Origin of the sequence: Lonsdalea quercina subsp. quercina (assembly GCF_000688695.1) — a bacterium.
GTDB lineage: Bacteria > Pseudomonadota > Gammaproteobacteria > Enterobacterales > Enterobacteriaceae > Lonsdalea > Lonsdalea quercina_D.
Window position 1 is genome coordinate 90023 of record NZ_JIBQ01000008.1, and the last position, 16132, is coordinate 106154.

The window sequence follows — 16132 nt, forward strand, 5'->3', positions numbered from 1 at the left end:
CGGGTTCTGTTCGTTAAATCAGCCAACCAAAGCGCTTAACCCAAACGGTAGTTAGGCGACTCTTTGGTAATGGTAACGTCGTGAACGTGACTTTCCTGAATACCGGCGCCGCTGATGCGGACAAACTCAGCCTTGGTGCGCAGCGCGTCGATAGTCGGACAACCGGTCAGCCCCATGCAGGAACGCAGGCCGCCCATCTGCTGATGGACAATCGCCTTGAGGTAGCCTTTATAGGCGACACGGCCTTCGATACCTTCCGGCACCAGTTTGTCGGCCGCGTTGTCAGACTGGAAATAACGGTCGGAGGAGCCTTTGGACATCGCGCCCAGCGAACCCATGCCGCGGTAAGATTTGAACGAGCGTCCCTGATAGAGTTCGATTTCGCCCGGAGATTCTTCCGTACCCGCCAGCATGGAGCCGACCATCACGCAAGCCGCGCCAGCGGCAATAGCTTTGGCGATGTCGCCGGAGAAGCGGATACCGCCGTCGGCAATCACCGGAATACCCGTGCCTTCCAGTGCGGCCACCGCGTCGGAAATCGCCGTAATCTGCGGTACGCCTACGCCGGTCACGATACGCGTCGTACAGATGGAGCCAGGGCCGATACCCACTTTCACTGCGTTAACGCCCGCTTCCGCCAGCGCCCGCGCGCCCGCGCCGGTCGCCACGTTGCCGCCGATGATCGGCAGATCGGGATATTTAGCTCGCGTGTCACGAATGCGCTGCAATACGCCTTCGGAATGACCATGGGAGGAGTCGATCAGCAGAACGTCGACGCCTGCGGCGACCAGCGCGTCGATACGCTCTTCGTTGCCTTCGCCCGCGCCAACGGCCGCGCCGACACGCAGACGACCGCGTTCGTCTTTACAGGCGTTCGGTTTACGTTCGGCTTTCTGGAAATCTTTTACGGTGATCATGCCCTTCAGGCGGAACTGATCGTCGACGACCAGCGCCTTCTCGATGCGGCGTTCATGCAGCTTGTGCAGCACGACCTCGCGTTCGCGCGCTTCGCTCTCGCTCACCGTGACCAGACGCTCTTTCGGCGTCATCACGGCGCTGACCGGCTTGTTCATATCGGTCACGAAACGCACGTCGCGGCCGGTGATGATGCCGACCAGCTCGTTGCCTTCCGTCACCACCGGATAACCGGCGAAGCCGTTACGTGCGGTCAGGTCTTTCACCTGTTGCAGGGTCGTCGCCGGGGTGACGGTCTGCGGTTCAACCACCACACCGCTTTCGTGACGCTTCACACGGCCGACTTCTTCCGCCTGACGCTCAATGGTCATGTTCTTGTGAATGAAGCCCAAACCGCCTTCCTGAGCCAGCGCGATCGCCAGAGCAGATTCGGTGACCGTATCCATGGCGGCAGACAGCATAGGAATGTTCAGGCGAATGTTTTTGGTCAGTTGAGTGCCGAGATCGGCCGTGTTGGGAAGTACGGTAGAATGTGCGGGAACGAGCAGGACATCATCAAACGTCAATGCTTCTTTTGCGATACGTAACATGGGCAATATCTCACCGAGGATGGTTGGAAGATTAGATAAAATATTGCCGCGGCATTATACAGAGCATATAGGATTGCCTCCAGCGTTTTTTATAAAAAGCCTTGCGTACTGCCCTTTGCCCGGTAGTATGGAAAGATTAACCCACTGCTTTGAAACTTAATCTTTCTCACATGCCACAGACTCCTTCTAGCGCCATTTTTACCGTCAGCCGTCTCAATCAGACGGTTAAACAACTGCTGGAAGGCGAGATGGGCCATATCTGGCTCAGCGGAGAAATCTCCAACTTTTCCCAGCCGTCATCCGGCCACTGGTACTTCACCCTGAAAGACGAGCGCGCCCAGGTGCGCTGCGCCATGTTCCGTGGCAGCAACCGTCGCGTGACGTTCCGACCGCAGAACGGCCAGCAGGTGCTCATCCGCGCCATGATTACGCTGTATGAACCGCGAGGCGACTATCAACTGCTGGCGGATAGCATGCAGCCTGCTGGCGACGGTCTGTTGCAGCAGCAGTTTGAACAGTTAAAGCAGCGCCTGTCCGGCGAAGGATTGTTTGACCAGCAGTTCAAGCAGCCGCTGCCGAAACCGGCCAAACGCGTAGGGGTGATCACATCCGCGAGCGGCGCCGCATTACATGACATTTTGCAGGTGCTGCAACGACGCGATCCGTCGCTGCCGGTCATCATCTACCCGACTGCCGTTCAGGGAGCCGATGCCCCGCCGCAAATCATCCGCGCCATCGAACTGGCTAACCTGCGCGATGAGTGCGATGTCCTGATCGTCGGCCGCGGCGGCGGTTCGCTGGAAGATCTGTGGAGCTTCAACGACGAACGCGTCGCCAGAGCGATTTTCGCCAGCCGTATTCCCATCGTCAGCGCCGTCGGTCATGAAACAGATGTCACCATCGCTGATTTCGTCGCGGATTTACGCGCCCCGACGCCCTCTGCCGCCGCAGAACTGGTCAGCCGCAATCAGCTGGAGCTGTTGCGTCAGGTGACAACCCAGCGCCAACGGCTGGAAATGGCGATGGATTACTATCTGGCGCAGCGCCAGAGTCTGTTCACGCGTCTACACCACCGCCTGCAACAGCAGCACCCTCAGCTGAGGCTGGCGCGCCAGCAAAATCGGCTTATCCGGTTGCGTCAGCGACTGGACGATGCCGTACAACTCAGATTGCGCCAAAGCCTGCGCAGGCAAGAGCACCTCCAGCAACGGTTGCTGCAACAGCCGCCGCAGCCGAGGATCCACCGAGCCCAGCAACACATTCAGCAGTTAAACTATCGGCTGCAACACGCGCTCGACAAACAGATCGGTCAGAACAAACAGCGCTTCGGCGAGGCCTGCTCTCACCTGCAAGCCGTCAGTCCGCTGGCCACATTGGGCCGAGGCTATAGCGTCACCACGACCTCATCGGGCGAAGTCTTGAAAAAGGCGGGCCAGATCGCCGCCGGAGACACCCTCAGCACGCGGCTGCAAGATGGGTGGGTCGAAAGCCAGGTCACCGCCATTCATTCAGCCGACAAAGCCTGATCTTGGGCTTCGTCTGAAAATGATTTCCTGAACTATACTTATCGCTCCTTTACTGGTTATCTACGTTATGGACGTCCGCTCATACCGAGAGATATGCATCCATGTGGAGATGATGTATGAAAGCGATTCATAGCATAGTACCCCCGTATATCCTTCATCGTATCGTCAGCAACGGTTCTGACGAAGAGCGACGGCTCGCTCAGCAGACGCTAATGCACGTACAGTCGCTGATGGTCTCCGCCCAAACGCGTCCCCCCGAGCACGACACGCTCCCCGGAGGACAGGTCCACCGCCATATTTATGATGCTCAAAATCAGCAAACGCTGCCGGGAACGCTCGTTCGCGAAGAGGGCCAGGCCGCCACGGGCGATATCGCCACGGACGAGGCCTATGAGTATCTGGGCGCCACCTATGATTTCTTCTGGCAGGTTTTCGGCCGTAACTCTTTGGACAACGCTGGGCTGCCGCTGCTGGGCTCCGTCCACTACGGTCAGAATTATCAGAACGCCTTCTGGAACGGACAGCAAATGGTCTTTGGCGACGGCGATGGCAAGATCTTCAACCGCTTCACCACCGCCATCGATATCATCGCCCACGAGCTGGCCCACGGCGTCACAGAGAGCGAGGCGAATCTTCTCTATACCCGCCAGTCCGGCGCGCTGAACGAATCGCTGTCCGACGTTTTCGGCGCTATGGTGAAACAGTTCTATCTCAAGCAAACGGCGCAGGAGGCTGACTGGATTGTCGGCGCTGGCCTGCTGACTGAGGAGATAGACGGCAAGGGGTTAAGATCCCTGGCCCGGCCGGGAACGGCCTATGACGACCCGCTGCTCGGTACAGACCCGCAGCCAGCCCACATGCGTGATTACATCAATACTCGTGAAGATAACGGCGGCGTACACCTCAATTCCGGAATACCGAGCCGCGCCTTTTATCTGGCGGCGACCGATTTGGGCGGGTATTCGTGGGAGAAAGCGGGCGTCATCTGGTACGACGTTTTGTGCGATAAATCTCTGCCGCAAAACGCCGACTTTTCACTGTTCGCTCAATACACGGTGAATCATGCAGAACAGCGCTTCAGTACGGCGGTAGCCGATACCGTGCTGCATGCCTGGCATCGGGTGGGCGTGGACACGGGGATCGCGAATGAGTATGAACGCACAACCCCACTTGAGTGACGACGCCATTATCGAACTGGCGCGGGAAGGCGGCCTCGCCTGGATACCAAAATTATCCGGGCCAAGATGGGTGGTATTAGCTAAGCTGCCTGCAGAAGAGCGAAAAAAGATCTGCGCGGTTCTGCGCAGCGTGCTGCCGCCCACGCAGACCGACGATCCGGCCGATCCCCCCGGCCGGGGCGATCAATTTTACTACCGGATTCACATTTTTCATGGCGATTCAGACAGCGGCGGCGCGCCTCCTCAGGTGTGGCTGGTTCCCGAACGGGCGGCCCCGGAACTGGACGCTCTATGGCAGAATGCACAGCCAGCGCCCTGATACCAGCGGCGACAATTCAAACCGTCGATATCAGGGGATCGCATCAGGCAGAACCGGTTGATAGCGAAACGTCACACGTTTTTTTGAAATCAACGCCTTCTCCTGCGGACAAAAATAATCGACCGCGCCGCAGGCTTTGAGCACCTGTAGCGGCTTCCCACAATCCGGACACAGCGGCTCACGCCGATAATCCTGTTGACACTCGGCACAGCGAAAGCGCTCATCGCTGCGCTCTCTCATTTCCTGCTGGCACTGTGGACACAAAAAGGTCATTCCGCTTTCCTTTACCATCGTGTTGTTCCCTCTCCTCCGTCTGGCCGTCCCGTAATAAAAACGGGGCAGAAAATATTCTGCCCCGCAGGTCGGAGTTACCGGTTCAAGTTGGCTTATTTGCCTTTCTTGATGTGCTGCATCAAACGCTTACGTTTACGTAGCTGGTTTGGCGTCAGCGTATTGCGTTTGTTCGCAAACGGGTTTTCCCCTTCTTTGAACTGAATACGAATCGGCGTTCCCATCACTTCCAATGAACGACGATAGTAGTTCATCAGGTAGCGTTTATAAGAGTCCGGCAGGTCTTTAACTTGGTTGCCGTGGATCACGACGATAGGCGGGTTGTAGCCACCGGCGTGCGCATATTTCAGCTTCACGCGGCGTCCACGCACCAGCGGCGGCTGGTGGTCATCAACGGCCATACGCATGATGCGCGTCAGAAGCGCGGTGCTGACACGGCGAGTGGAGCAAGAATACGCTTCCGTTATCGACTCGAACAGGTTCCCTACGCCGCTGCCGTGCAGCGCGGAAATAAAGTGGATACGGGCGAAATCAATGAAGCCCAGACGCAGATCCAGCGTCTCCTTCACCTGCTCTCTCACATCCTGGGAAAGACCATCCCACTTGTTGACTACGATCACCAACGAACGACCGCTGTTCAGGATAAAGCCCAACAGTGACAGATCCTGGTCGGAGATCCCTTCGCGAGCGTCGATCACCAGCAGCACCACATTGGCGTCTTCAATCGCCTGCAACGTTTTGATGACGGAGAATTTTTCGACGGTTTCCGTGATCTTGCCGCGCTTACGCACCCCCGCGGTATCGATCAGAATATATTCGCGCTCGTCACGTTCCATCGGAATGTAGATACTGTCGCGCGTCGTACCCGGCATGTCGTAAACCACGACCCGGTCTTCACCCAGGATACGGTTGGTCAACGTCGACTTACCGACGTTAGGGCGACCGACGATAGCCAGTTTGATCGGCAAAGACTCCGGATCGAAGTTATCTTCGGCTTCGGCGTCCTCTTCGGCCTCCGTTTCGATGGCCAGCTGCTCCGCCCAATAAGCGGCATTGGCTTCTTCTTCCGTCAGTTCCTGCGGCTCTTCATCCCGATCTTCCGCGAACGGGAGCAGCACTTTTTCCAGCAAGCTGGTCACGCCGCGGCCATGCGATGCCGCAATCGGGTAGACTTCACCGAGGCCCAGCGAATAGAAGTCCGCCGTACCGGTATCCACGTCGATACCGTCGATTTTGTTGGCGACCAGGAAGGTGGACTTTTGACGGTTGCGCAGATGCTGAGCGATGCCCAGATCCGCCGGCATCAACCCATCACGGGCGTCAACCATGAACAGAACGATATCCGCTTCTTCAATCGCCAGCAGGGACTGGTCCGCCATACGTGTTTCCACACCCTCTTCGCTGCCATCAATACCGCCCGTATCGATGATAATGAACTCGTTTCCTTCCACCTCGGCACGACCATACTTGCGGTCACGCGTCAGCCCAGGGAAATCCGCCACCAATGCGTCACGAGTACGCGTCAAGCGGTTAAACAGCGTGGATTTCCCCACATTCGGGCGCCCGACCAGCGCGACGACAGGTATCATTGTTACAACCTCATTGCTTATATTTCAATTCGTTACAGCAAGCTTAGCTGGCTGATCATAAAAGACGAAACGGCTCCTGATATCGTCAGGAGCCGTTCGACAGGTCGAAGGCCTTCTGGTGCCTTCGCCCGGAGTAAAACACGTGTACTAGCGCGTAAAGGCGTAAACCTCTCCGCCTTTAGCCTGGATCAGCAGCTTATCGCTGGCTACCACGGGATTGCTCAGGAATCCGGAGCTATCCACTTTCTGCTGAGACACGAAACGGCCATCGGTCGTGTTGACCCAATGCATGTACCCTTCTGCATCCGCAACCACCAGATAACCATTGTACAGCGCCGGCGCCGTCAGATTACGGTGCAACAATTCGCTCTGACGCCAGATGCTCACGCCGCCGTTGGTACTCAAGGCCACGATACGGTCATCCTGATCGACCAGATAGATGCGGTCGCCGTCAACGATAAAGTCATTCACCGAGCCCAGCTCGCGTTTCCACAAAATCTGACCGGAGCGCAGGTCCAGCGCCGTCAGGTTACCGTGGTAACCCAGCGCATAGACCACTTCGCCAACGATCACCGGCGTGGTATCGACGTCGTTCAGACGATCGATTTCGGTGGCGCCGCTCGGCTGGGAAATGCGCTGCTGCCAAATCAGTTGGCCCTGATTGATCAGCACGGCGCTCACTCGCCCGTTGTCGCCGCCAACGATGGCTGCGCCAAAGGCAGTCGCAGGAGCAGACTCACCGCGTACCGACAATGACGGCATATCCAAGTTTGCCGTCCACTTAACGGCACCGTCAGATTCGTTCAGCGCCTGCAGCATACCATTGCTGGTGTGCACCAGCACTACACCATCGCTGACAACCGGATGGGAAGTGACTTCGCCTGCGACCGGCGTTTCCCAGACCTGTGAACCGTCATCGGCATTTAACGCGAACATCTTCGCTCTTTCGCTGCCGACGTAGACGTGATTACCGGCAACCGAGACGCCGCCGGACAGCAGCGCCGGACGATTCGCCGACAACAGGCCCGTCTTCTCAGACAGGTCCGTCTTCCATTTTTCTTCGCCGTTGCTCAAGTCCAGCGCTTTAACCGTACCGCGACGGTCGGCCGCATACACACGGCTGTCCTGCCAGGCCGGACGCAAATTGGAATAGAAATCACCGATACCGCTACCGATTGAACGACTCCAGACTTTCGTCGGCGTGAACTGATTCTCTACCTGCGGCAGAGGGGACATTTTAACGACGTCCTCTTCACGGTCGAATAGCGAACAGCCGCTCAGCAGGGCGGTTGAAACCAGTCCTACCAAAAGTGTTTTACGCAATTGCATGGAATTCCTCTTAGCTGGACAGGTTGTTCAGTTTCATTCGTAACAGGGCCTGCAGCCCCTGAGGAGGCTGAGACTCAATGCCTTTTTCGTACGCACTGCGCGCGCCCTGGTTATCACCTTTGCTGACCAGCACGTCGCCGCGAACGTCTGCAACCATCGCGGCCCAGCCTTCCGTCTTGATGGCATCCAGCGTTTTCAGCGCGTCATCCGCTTTTTTCTGTTCAAGCTGGACCCGCGCCAGGCGCAGGTTGATCAGCGTTTGCAGATCGGCGTTGTTGCTCTGAGACAGCGCCTGAGTCAGCTGCTGCTCTGCTTTAGCGAAATCTTTCAGTTCAGCGTAGTGAGCCGCCAGCTCCATAGAAGCAAGCGCGCCGTAGTTGTTTTTGTTGCCGGCAGCAAACGCTTCCACCGCCGTGGTGCCCTTACCTGCCGTCAGCGTTTCGCTGGCCTGCTGATAGGCCGACGATGTCTCCATCGCGCTATTGTCCTGATGGCTTTGCCAGAAACGCCAGCCGACCAGCGCCCCGATCCCCAGGACTACACCGACAGCCAACGCTTTACCGTTTTCTCTCAGGAAACGTCGCAGCGCATCAACCTGTTCATTTTCTGTAGTATAGACTTCCACGGTGTCTTTCTCCTCAATCCAGTAGCGTCGTCAGCCGGGCTGCAACGTCAGCCTGCGCCAGAGTTTCTTGTTCGCCGCTGGACAGGTTTTTTACTACTGCCTGTCCTGCCGCGACTTCATTTTCGCCCAGCACCAGAGCGACTCGCGCCCCGCTTTTATCCGCACGGGCAAACTGCTTTTTAAAATTGCCGCCGCCAAAGTTGGTCATCAGCTTCAATCCGGGCATCTCATCACGCAGCGATTCCGCCAGCAGCATAGCCGCGCTTTGGGTTCCCGCGCCGGAAGAAATGACGTAAACGTCCACGCCCGGCAGCGCTTTAAACTCCGGATTGACCGTTTGAACCAGCAGCACCAGACGCTCTAAGCCCATTGCGAAACCGACCGCAGGCGTACTAGAACCGCCCAGCTGTTCCACCATGCCGTCGTAGCGTCCACCGCCGCACACAGTACCCTGTGAACCGAGGCTGGTCGTCACCCATTCGAAGACGGTGCGGTTGTAATAATCCAGCCCACGGACCAAGCGCGGATTAACCTTATATGGGATGCTTGCCTGCGTTAAAAGTTCACACAGGCCGTCAAAATGCTCGCGCGACTCATCGTCGAGGTAATCGGTCAGGACCGGCGCGTCGTTCAACAGCGTCTGCACATCGCGATTTTTGGAATCCAGAACGCGCAACGGGTTGGTGTACATACGACGTTTGCAGTCTTCGTCCAAGACATCCTGATGCTGTTCCAGAAACGCAATCAGCGCCTCGCGGTAACGCGCGCGCGCTTCCAGCGAACCGATAGAGTTCAGTTCCAGCGAGACGTGTTCGGCGATGCCGAGTTCGCGCCACCAGCGCGCCGTCATCATGATCATTTCGGCATCGATATCCGGGCCTTTCAGGCCGAAGACTTCACAACCGAGCTGGTGGAACTGACGGTAGCGACCTTTCTGTGGACGTTCGTGACGGAACATCGGGCCCGTATACCACAGGCGCTGTTCCTGGTTATAGAGGATACCGTGCTCGATGCCTGCGCGGACGCAGCTCGCGGTGTTCTCGGGACGCAGCGTCAGGCTGTCGCCGTTGCGGTCCTCAAACGTGTACATCTCTTTTTCTACGACGTCGGTCACTTCACCGATAGCGCGCTTGAACAGAGAGGTCTGCTCAACGATAGGCGTACGAATTTCGCCATAGCCATAGCTGGCAAGGATCTGTTTCAGGCTGGCTTCAATGCGGTGCCATAAAGCCGTATCGGCTGGCAGGTAGTCGTTCATGCCTCGGATGGCTTGGATATTTTTTGCCACGTCAGTTCTCTAATCCGTTTTCTCGAAAATAGGCCCGATTATAGAGGGAGCGGCACTGCGGCATCAATGCGCGGCCGTCGCCGTCGGGTTGGGAAGCTGTCGACAGGGCGGCATCTCATGCGATGCCGCCGCCGTTACTTATCGACCACGTTGATGGTGATGCGGTTACTTTCGTTCAGCATCGCCGCTTTGGCGCGGATTTTGGACTCTAGTTGGTCGATCATCTGTTCATTGTCAAAACGTTCACGCTGGCGAACGCCGTCTTCATAAAAGCCGCTTTTCTTGTTGCCGCCGGTCACGCCCAGCGTCGACACCAGCGCTTCGCCCGGTCCGTTGACCACACAACCGATAATCGATACGTCCATCGGCGTAATGATATCTTCCAGTCGCTGCTCCAACGCGTTAACGGTGCCAATCACGTCGAACTCCTGACGCGAGCAGGTCGGGCAGGCGATAAAGTTGATGCCGCGCGCACGAATGCGCAGTGACTTCAGAATATCGAAACCGACTTTCACTTCTTCCACCGGGTCGGCCGCCAGCGAGATACGCAGCGTGTCGCCAATCCCTTCGGAGAGCAGCAGCCCCAGACCGATGGCGGATTTTACCGCCCCGCTCCGCGCGCCGCCCGCTTCCGTGATACCAAGATGCAGCGGCTGATCGATGCGGGACGCCAGCAGACGGTAGGACTGAACAGCCAGGAAGACGTCCGACGCCTTCACACTGACTTTGAACTGGTCGAAGTTGAGTCTGTCCAGAATATCGACGTGGCGCATGGCGGATTCGAGCAGCGCTTCAGGCGTAGGCTCGCCGTACTTTTCCTGCAGATCCTTTTCCAATGAGCCGGCGTTGACGCCGATACGGATCGGGATGTTGTTGTCCCGCGCGCAGTCAACGACAGCGCGGATACGCTCTTCGTTGCCGATGTTGCCGGGGTTAATGCGCAGGCAATCCACGCCGTATTCGGCGACTTTCAACGCGATGCGATAGTCAAAATGGATATCCGCAACCAGCGGCACATTCACCTGTTGCTTGATCAGCTTGAATGCCTCAGCGGCATCCATCGTGGGGACGGAGACGCGAACGATATCGACGCCTACACGTTCCAACGCTTTGATTTGATTCACCGTCGCTTCAACATTCGTTGTGCGGGTGTTCGTCATCGACTGCACCGCTATCGGCGCGCCGTCACCGACGGGCACCTTACCAACGTAAATGCGCTTTGATTTGCGACGGGTTATGGGTGCGGGGTTATTCACAACTTCACCTCCAAAATGCCGCTACCGGCCGGAAAATTACTGGCCGGCCAGCGTTAAACGTGCAACCTGATTGCTTCTGACGTACTGACTCAAATCAACCGGTTTGCCCTGATACTGAATCTGTACAGCAGCAGGGGCGCCGATTTTGAGTCGATAAGGAGGTTGTCCGCTCAGATTCAGCGAACCGCCGTTGCGTTGCATACCGCTGAACAGTTTTTTGCCGGTACTGTCCACCACTTCCAGCCAGCAGTCCGCAGAGAACGACATCGCTAATACATTCGATGCAGGCACGGAAGGCGCCGGAGTCTCAACAGTCGGAGCCGCGGAGGATGGCGCTGGAGAAGGTTGAGTCGGAGACGCCGTCGGCGCAGGAGCTGGCGTGACGGGAGCGACCGGCGCAGGCGAATTCGTCGTCGGCGTAGAGGTGGTTGCCGAAGAGGCGTCGGCAGGCGGCGTCACTTCGGTAGCGGCGCCACTGGTGGCGCTATCGTCCGGGACGACCGGGTCCGGTTCGCCATTGCCCAAATCCAGCGGCTGTCCATCCTGCGAAGTCTGCGTAGCGTTCGCATGATCGACCATGGAATTGATTTCCTGCTGCTGCGCCTGATGATTTTGCCACCACCAAGCGACCGTCAACCCCAAAACGCCTAGCAAAATCAACCAGGTGAAGGTCATCAGCCAGCCGTCGCGCTTCTTGCGGCTTTTGCCCAGCGCGAGGTGCTGCATAGGGGAAACGTTAGAGGTACGGCTCGGCACCACGTGTTTTTCCAGCATCGGCAGCAGCTCGTCTTCGGGCAGGTGCACCAGCTTGGCATAAGAACGGATATATCCACGCAGGAATGTCGGAGCAAGGCCGGCAGGCGTGTTGTCTTCTTCAATCTCACGAACAGTGGAGACTTTCAGGCACAACCTTTCTGCGACGACTTGCTGCGACAACCCCAAGCTTTCACGCGCCTGACGCAGTCGTTCCCCAGGAGTGGCTATGGGTGATGCTGTTTTATCTTGATTGGCTTCAGTATTCATTAGCTAAGAACTGCTGGTACTGTTTAGATTGTGGAAAACTTCGCGCCAGCATCGCACCGTAACGCATCGCGTCATCGGTATCCCCCGCCAGCGCGGCGAAACGAATCTGTAGCCATAAACTTTCGGCACTCGCCGGAAATTTCGGCTGATAAATATTCAAGAGCATCCGCGTTTGTTCCGGATGGCCGGCATGCATACGATGCTCAGCTTCCGCGAGTAAGCGTTGGCCTTTGCGCGGATCATAATTCAGGGCCCGACTAAGCCGTTGCTTCGCCTCATCAGGCTGTCCGGCGTCTAAAAAACAATAACCGGCATTTTCCAGAGCATCGGCAACCTGCGGATAATCCGCGAGCTGCGCTGCGCGGCTAAACTGTTGTTGCGCCGTTACATACTGCCCTAAACCACACAGAAACGCACCGTAATTATTCAATACGTTCCCGTTCGAGGGGCTCTGTCGCAACAACTGGTGATAACGTTTTACAGCCGCCGCATTTTCGCCGATCTGCTGTTCGTACAGCGCCATCCCCAGCTGAGTGCGATAGTCATTTGGGGACGCCTTCAAGGCGCTGAGCAGGTTGCTGTGGGCGACGTCTAACTGCCCGCGCTCAAGGTACGCCAACCCCAGTTGCAAACGCGTCTGCGCCTGGGGCGAGAGTGAGACGGTTTCCGCGGTGTTCACGCACCCGCTTATCATCATGCATACCACGGCCAAACCGCGCCGCCACCTTCCCTGCCGACGTGCATTCATCTCTGACTATCCTTAGCCATTGTCTTTCGCCGAAGGCAGGCGGCCTCAGCACACGAGCCCGCCGTTACCTCAGCATAGTATGATAAGCCTCTGAAATGTATTTATCATCAGTCCGCCCCTCTCGGGCTGACCACGATCATACACTTTTAACGGCTATCGAATCCTTGACCATTTTTTTCTTCATCGTCCGCTTGGTACGGTCAACGACTTCCCCGGCCAACTGCCCACAGGCCGCGTCGATGTCGTCACCACGCGTTTTACGAACAATGGTGGTGAAACCATATTCCATCAGTACCTTGGAGAAGCGGTCAACGCGGCTGTTGGAACTGCGACCATATGGCGCGCCGGGGAACGGGTTCCACGGGATCAGGTTGATCTTACACGGCGTATTTTTCAGGCATTCCGCCAACTCATGCGCGTGTTCCGTTCCGTCGTTGATGTGATCCAACATGACGTATTCGATGGTGACACGTCCCTGATTGGCATTGGATTTATCCAGGTAACGCCGCACTGCCGACAAAAAGGTCTCAATATTATATTTTTTGTTAATCGGCATGATTTCGTTACGGATTTCATCGTTCGGCGCGTGCAGCGAGATCGCCAATGCGACGTCGATCATGTCGCCCAGCTTATCCAGCGCGGGCACGACGCCGGAAGTCGACAGCGTCACGCGACGTTTTGACAGACCGAAACCGAAATCGTCCAGCATGATTTCCATCGCCGGCACCACGTTGGTCAGGTTCAGCAACGGTTCGCCCATGCCCATCATCACGACGTTAGTGATAGGACGCTGCCCGGTGACTTTGGCCGCGCCGATAATTTTCGCCGCGCGCCATACCTGACCGATGATTTCAGAAACCCGCAGGTTACGGTTGAACCCTTGCTGCGCCGTCGAGCAAAACTTGCATTCCAACGCACAACCGACCTGAGAAGATACGCACAACGTCGCGCGTTCTTCTTCCGGGATATAGACCGTTTCCACGCGCTGGCCGTCGACCAGGATAGCCCACTTGATCGTACCATCGGAGGAACGCTGCTCATCCACCACAACCGGGGCGCGAATTTCAGCGATCTCCTGCAATTTGGTGCGTAACACCTTGTTGATGTCGGTCATCTCGTTGAAATCATCACAGCAGTAGTGATAGATCCACTTCATGACCTGATCGGCACGGAACGGCTTTTCTCCCATTGAGGCAAAAAAGGCGCGCATTTGCTGACGGTTAAGATCCAGCAGGTTGATTTTTTCAGTGCCCGTCGGCTTAACGGCGATAGCGTCAGACTCGGTGGCGATCGGGGATACGGTTTGCTCAGACATATTGACTCATGGCCTCGTTGTTACACGTTATGGCTCGAAAGAAGTGATAAAGGATAAAGAAACGCCCCGGCCGAGCGCCTGCTCGCTCCGGGGCGCGGCATTGTACAAAGTTTAATACGGAGGTGCCAGCGCCACTCCGCTTTTAATTCTTTGTCTTTGCTTAGCGGGTGCGTGCGTGCACCTCATCCGCACTGAAGAAATAGGCGATTTCACGTTCGGCGGACGCCGGAGAGTCCGAACCATGCACCGCATTTTCAGTCAGGCTGTCTGCGTAGTCAGCGCGCAGCGTGCCCGCCAGCGCATTCTCAGGATTCGTCGCCCCCATCAGGTCACGGTGTCGCTGCACGGCATTTTCACCTTCCAAAACCTGAACCACAATGGGACCGGAAGTCATGAATGTCACCAGACCGTCAAAGAAAGGTTTGCCCTTGTGCTCAGCATAAAAGCCTTCGGCCTGTTCGCGAGTCAGATGAAGCATTTTGGCAGCAACAATTTTGAAGCCTGCGCTTTCAAAGCGGTTGTAGATAGCGCCAATGACATTCTTGGCAACCGCATTGGGCTTAATGATAGAAAAAGTACGTTCTACCGTCATAGTGACCTCATTTGATAACTGTCTGATAACTGCCGGTTAAAATGATGATCCCGGCACCGTAAAGTGGCGCAGATTATAGGGTTGCGCCTCCATCTTGCCTACGGTCAAATAACATTTTTTTAAAATAACGTTATCTTATCGTCCTTTTCCTATCATTATAACGCTGAATCCTTGTCTGACACTCACTCTCTGCCCGACCTGCGGAGCGGATAGCAAACAAACCACCGCGTTTCATCTGTTTCATTAGTGTGCTCCGGTAACGTTCGCATTCCTGAAACAGAGCGCGCCGAAACCGGCGTTAGCAACAGGTTTGCGCTTGTCCGATGCTGAAAAATCGCTGACAATTCAATCCTCATCTTATCTCGGGCTGCATCGACAGCCCGCACGGGAGGTCTCATGTCTGTTTCCGGCTCCGACATCTTTGTCACCGCCACCTGGCTCAATTCGCATCTCAACGACGCTGATATCACACTGCTTGATGCGCGGATGCTTCCGCCTGGCGATACCACGCGGGATATCCAGGCCGAATATGAGGCCGCACACCTGCCAGGGGCGGCTTTTTTCGATATCGAAACGCTGTCGGATGCGACTTCGCCTCTGCCGCATATGATGCCGGACAGCACATCCTTCGCTCAGGCGATGGGAGATCTGGGCGTCAGCGAAAGCCAACACTGCGTCATATACGATGAGGGCAACTTGTTTTCAGCGCCTCGCGCCTGGTGGATGCTAAGAACGTTCGGCGTGACCAAGGTTTCAATCTTGGCTGGCGGCCTGGCCGGATGGAAACAGCAGCAACTGCCGTTAGAGCAGGGAAACATCGCCCATCCAACCCGGACATTTACCACTCGGCTAGATGCCAGCGTGATCTGTCAGGCCGAGGTCGTGCTGGCGATCACCCATGATCATTCCGCGCAGATTGTCGATGCTCGTCCAGCACCGCGCTTTGCTGGCGATGTCGATGAGCCCCGTCCGGGACTGCGCCGCGGGCATATTCCCGGCAGTTTTAACGTGCCGTGGAATGAGCTGGTGGCAAACGGCGCGCTGAAAACGCCGGAGGAGCTGGCCGCCGTGTTCAAACAGAAGGGGATTGATATCCAACGTCCCCTCGTCGCAAGCTGCGGCTCCGGCGTGACGGCAGCCGTGATTGTGTTAGCGCTGTATGTGCTGAATGCCCCTCAAGTCAAACTGTACGACGGCTCCTGGGGCGAATGGGGCGGCCGAGACGACCTGCCGATTGAAACTGGCGCGGGTCACTAAGGCCAATCCGTCCAAAATCGAAATAGCCTCGTGAAAACGGCCACTCAACGTGGCCGTTACAGCGCGTGTGGTGCCCGCCATCACACCCTCAGCGGTATATCAGCTTCTCGCCTGAAGTAACTGAACGAACCGCTATTATTATCGAACGTGAGGTGCGTTCGCCCATAGAAAGTTCGCCCGCTGCGCCATAGGGCTTTTGGCTTTTGGCTTTTGGCTTTTGGCTTTTGGCTTTTGGCTTTTGGCTTTTGGCTTTTGGCTTTTGGCTTTTGGCTTTTGGCTTTTGGCTTTTGG

At 56.6% G+C, this 16132-nt stretch carries 16 protein-coding genes; 4 read left to right on the forward strand and 12 right to left on the reverse strand.

The annotated features are described in order from the left end of the window. Positions 1 to 35 precede the first annotated feature (35 nt). The gene (gene guaB, locus SB13_RS09255; protein ID WP_026740080.1) at positions 36 to 1505 is read right to left on the reverse strand and encodes an IMP dehydrogenase; all 1470 of its coding nucleotides are present in this window, start codon (positions 1503 to 1505) and stop codon (positions 36 to 38) included. 170 nt (positions 1506 to 1675) lie between these two features. On the opposite strand from guaB, the gene xseA reads away from it, so the two are divergent. The 3 genes from xseA (at position 1676) to SB13_RS09270 (ending at position 4528) form a co-directional block, all read left to right on the forward strand. Continuing rightward, positions 1676 to 3031 carry an exodeoxyribonuclease VII large subunit gene (gene xseA, locus SB13_RS09260; RefSeq protein WP_026740081.1) on the forward strand — a complete coding sequence of 452 codons (1356 nt, stop codon included), beginning with the start codon at positions 1676 to 1678 and terminating at the stop codon, positions 3029 to 3031. Positions 3032 to 3147: 116 nt separating this feature from the next. Beyond that, positions 3148 to 4209 (forward strand): M4 family metallopeptidase, encoded by a 1062-nt coding sequence (locus SB13_RS09265; protein WP_026740082.1) that lies wholly within the window; start codon positions 3148 to 3150, stop codon positions 4207 to 4209. Next, entirely contained in the window at positions 4178 to 4528 is a 351-nt protein-coding gene (locus SB13_RS09270; protein WP_026740083.1) for a protealysin inhibitor emfourin, read from the forward strand. The genes SB13_RS09265 and SB13_RS09270 overlap by 32 nt, the downstream gene beginning before the upstream one ends. A 30-nt stretch (positions 4529 to 4558) precedes the next feature. Here SB13_RS09270 and SB13_RS09275 read toward each other — a convergent pair whose 3' ends face one another. The 10 genes from SB13_RS09275 to ndk form a co-directional block, all read right to left on the reverse strand. Continuing rightward, a complete protein-coding gene (locus SB13_RS09275; protein WP_026740084.1) occupies positions 4559 to 4801 on the reverse strand; it encodes a zinc ribbon domain-containing protein in 243 nt (80 codons plus the stop codon). A gap of 113 nt (positions 4802 to 4914) precedes the next feature. Beyond that, entirely contained in the window at positions 4915 to 6408 is a 1494-nt protein-coding gene (der, locus tag SB13_RS09280) for a ribosome biogenesis GTPase Der (RefSeq protein ID WP_026740085.1), read from the reverse strand. Positions 6409 to 6555: 147 nt separating this feature from the next. Further along, entirely contained in the window at positions 6556 to 7737 is a 1182-nt protein-coding gene (bamB, locus tag SB13_RS09285; RefSeq protein ID WP_026740086.1) for an outer membrane protein assembly factor BamB, read from the reverse strand. 10 nt (positions 7738 to 7747) lie between these two features. After that, positions 7748 to 8362, reverse strand: coding sequence for a YfgM family protein (locus SB13_RS09290; RefSeq protein WP_026740087.1), 615 nt, complete (start codon positions 8360 to 8362; stop codon positions 7748 to 7750). Between the two features lie 13 nt (positions 8363 to 8375). After that, positions 8376 to 9650 (reverse strand): histidine--tRNA ligase, encoded by a 1275-nt coding sequence (hisS, locus tag SB13_RS09295; protein ID WP_026740088.1) that lies wholly within the window; start codon positions 9648 to 9650, stop codon positions 8376 to 8378. A 134-nt stretch (positions 9651 to 9784) separates the two neighbouring features. Beyond that, a complete protein-coding gene (gene ispG, locus SB13_RS09300) occupies positions 9785 to 10906 on the reverse strand; it encodes a flavodoxin-dependent (E)-4-hydroxy-3-methylbut-2-enyl-diphosphate synthase (RefSeq protein WP_026740089.1) in 1122 nt (373 codons plus the stop codon). Positions 10907 to 10942: 36 nt separating this feature from the next. Further along, positions 10943 to 11929 carry a cytoskeleton protein RodZ gene (gene rodZ / locus SB13_RS09305; RefSeq protein WP_026740090.1) on the reverse strand — a complete coding sequence of 329 codons (987 nt, stop codon included), beginning with the start codon at positions 11927 to 11929 and terminating at the stop codon, positions 10943 to 10945. Next, entirely contained in the window at positions 11919 to 12677 is a 759-nt protein-coding gene (gene pilW, locus SB13_RS09310; protein WP_027063861.1) for a type IV pilus biogenesis/stability protein PilW, read from the reverse strand. Before pilW ends, rodZ begins: the two co-directional genes overlap by 11 nt. 136 nt (positions 12678 to 12813) lie before the next feature. Beyond that, positions 12814 to 13992: a dual-specificity RNA methyltransferase RlmN gene (rlmN, locus tag SB13_RS09315; protein ID WP_026740092.1), complete on the reverse strand. Its 1179-nt coding sequence runs from the start codon at positions 13990 to 13992 to the stop codon at positions 12814 to 12816. 160 nt (positions 13993 to 14152) lie between these two features. Next, entirely contained in the window at positions 14153 to 14584 is a 432-nt protein-coding gene (ndk, locus tag SB13_RS09320; protein ID WP_026740093.1) for a nucleoside-diphosphate kinase, read from the reverse strand. Positions 14585 to 14980: 396 nt separating this feature from the next. Between ndk and sseA the strand changes: the two genes are divergently transcribed. Continuing rightward, positions 14981 to 15841: a 3-mercaptopyruvate sulfurtransferase gene (sseA, locus tag SB13_RS09325; protein ID WP_026740094.1), complete on the forward strand. Its 861-nt coding sequence runs from the start codon at positions 14981 to 14983 to the stop codon at positions 15839 to 15841. Between the two features lie 88 nt (positions 15842 to 15929). On the opposite strand, the gene SB13_RS17875 is transcribed toward sseA, so the two are convergent. Next, a partial coding sequence (locus tag SB13_RS17875; protein WP_200873534.1) for a hypothetical protein occupies positions 15930 to 16132 on the reverse strand: 203 nt, incomplete at its 5' end.

Bases quoted from the DNA above. Each gene is read 5' to 3' on its own strand.
- SB13_RS09270 (WP_026740083.1), top strand. From the start codon at position 4,178: ATGAGTATGAACGCACAACCCCACTTGAGTGACGACGCCATTATCGAA.
- SB13_RS09265 (WP_026740082.1), top strand. From the start codon at position 3,148: ATGAAAGCGATTCATAGCATAGTACCCCCGTATATCCTTCATCGTATC.
- ndk (WP_026740093.1), bottom strand. From the start codon at position 14,584: ATGACGGTAGAACGTACTTTTTCTATCATTAAGCCCAATGCGGTTGCC.
- rodZ (WP_026740090.1), bottom strand. From the start codon at position 11,929: ATGAATACTGAAGCCAATCAAGATAAAACAGCATCACCCATAGCCACT.
- sseA (WP_026740094.1), top strand. From the start codon at position 14,981: ATGTCTGTTTCCGGCTCCGACATCTTTGTCACCGCCACCTGGCTCAAT.
- xseA (WP_026740081.1), top strand. From the start codon at position 1,676: ATGCCACAGACTCCTTCTAGCGCCATTTTTACCGTCAGCCGTCTCAAT.
- SB13_RS09275 (WP_026740084.1), bottom strand. From the start codon at position 4,801: ATGACCTTTTTGTGTCCACAGTGCCAGCAGGAAATGAGAGAGCGCAGC.
- pilW (WP_027063861.1), bottom strand. From the start codon at position 12,677: ATGAATGCACGTCGGCAGGGAAGGTGGCGGCGCGGTTTGGCCGTGGTA.
- bamB (WP_026740086.1), bottom strand. From the start codon at position 7,737: ATGCAATTGCGTAAAACACTTTTGGTAGGACTGGTTTCAACCGCCCTG.
- guaB (WP_026740080.1), bottom strand. From the start codon at position 1,505: ATGTTACGTATCGCAAAAGAAGCATTGACGTTTGATGATGTCCTGCTC.
- rlmN (WP_026740092.1), bottom strand. From the start codon at position 13,992: ATGTCTGAGCAAACCGTATCCCCGATCGCCACCGAGTCTGACGCTATC.
- der (WP_026740085.1), bottom strand. From the start codon at position 6,408: ATGATACCTGTCGTCGCGCTGGTCGGGCGCCCGAATGTGGGGAAATCC.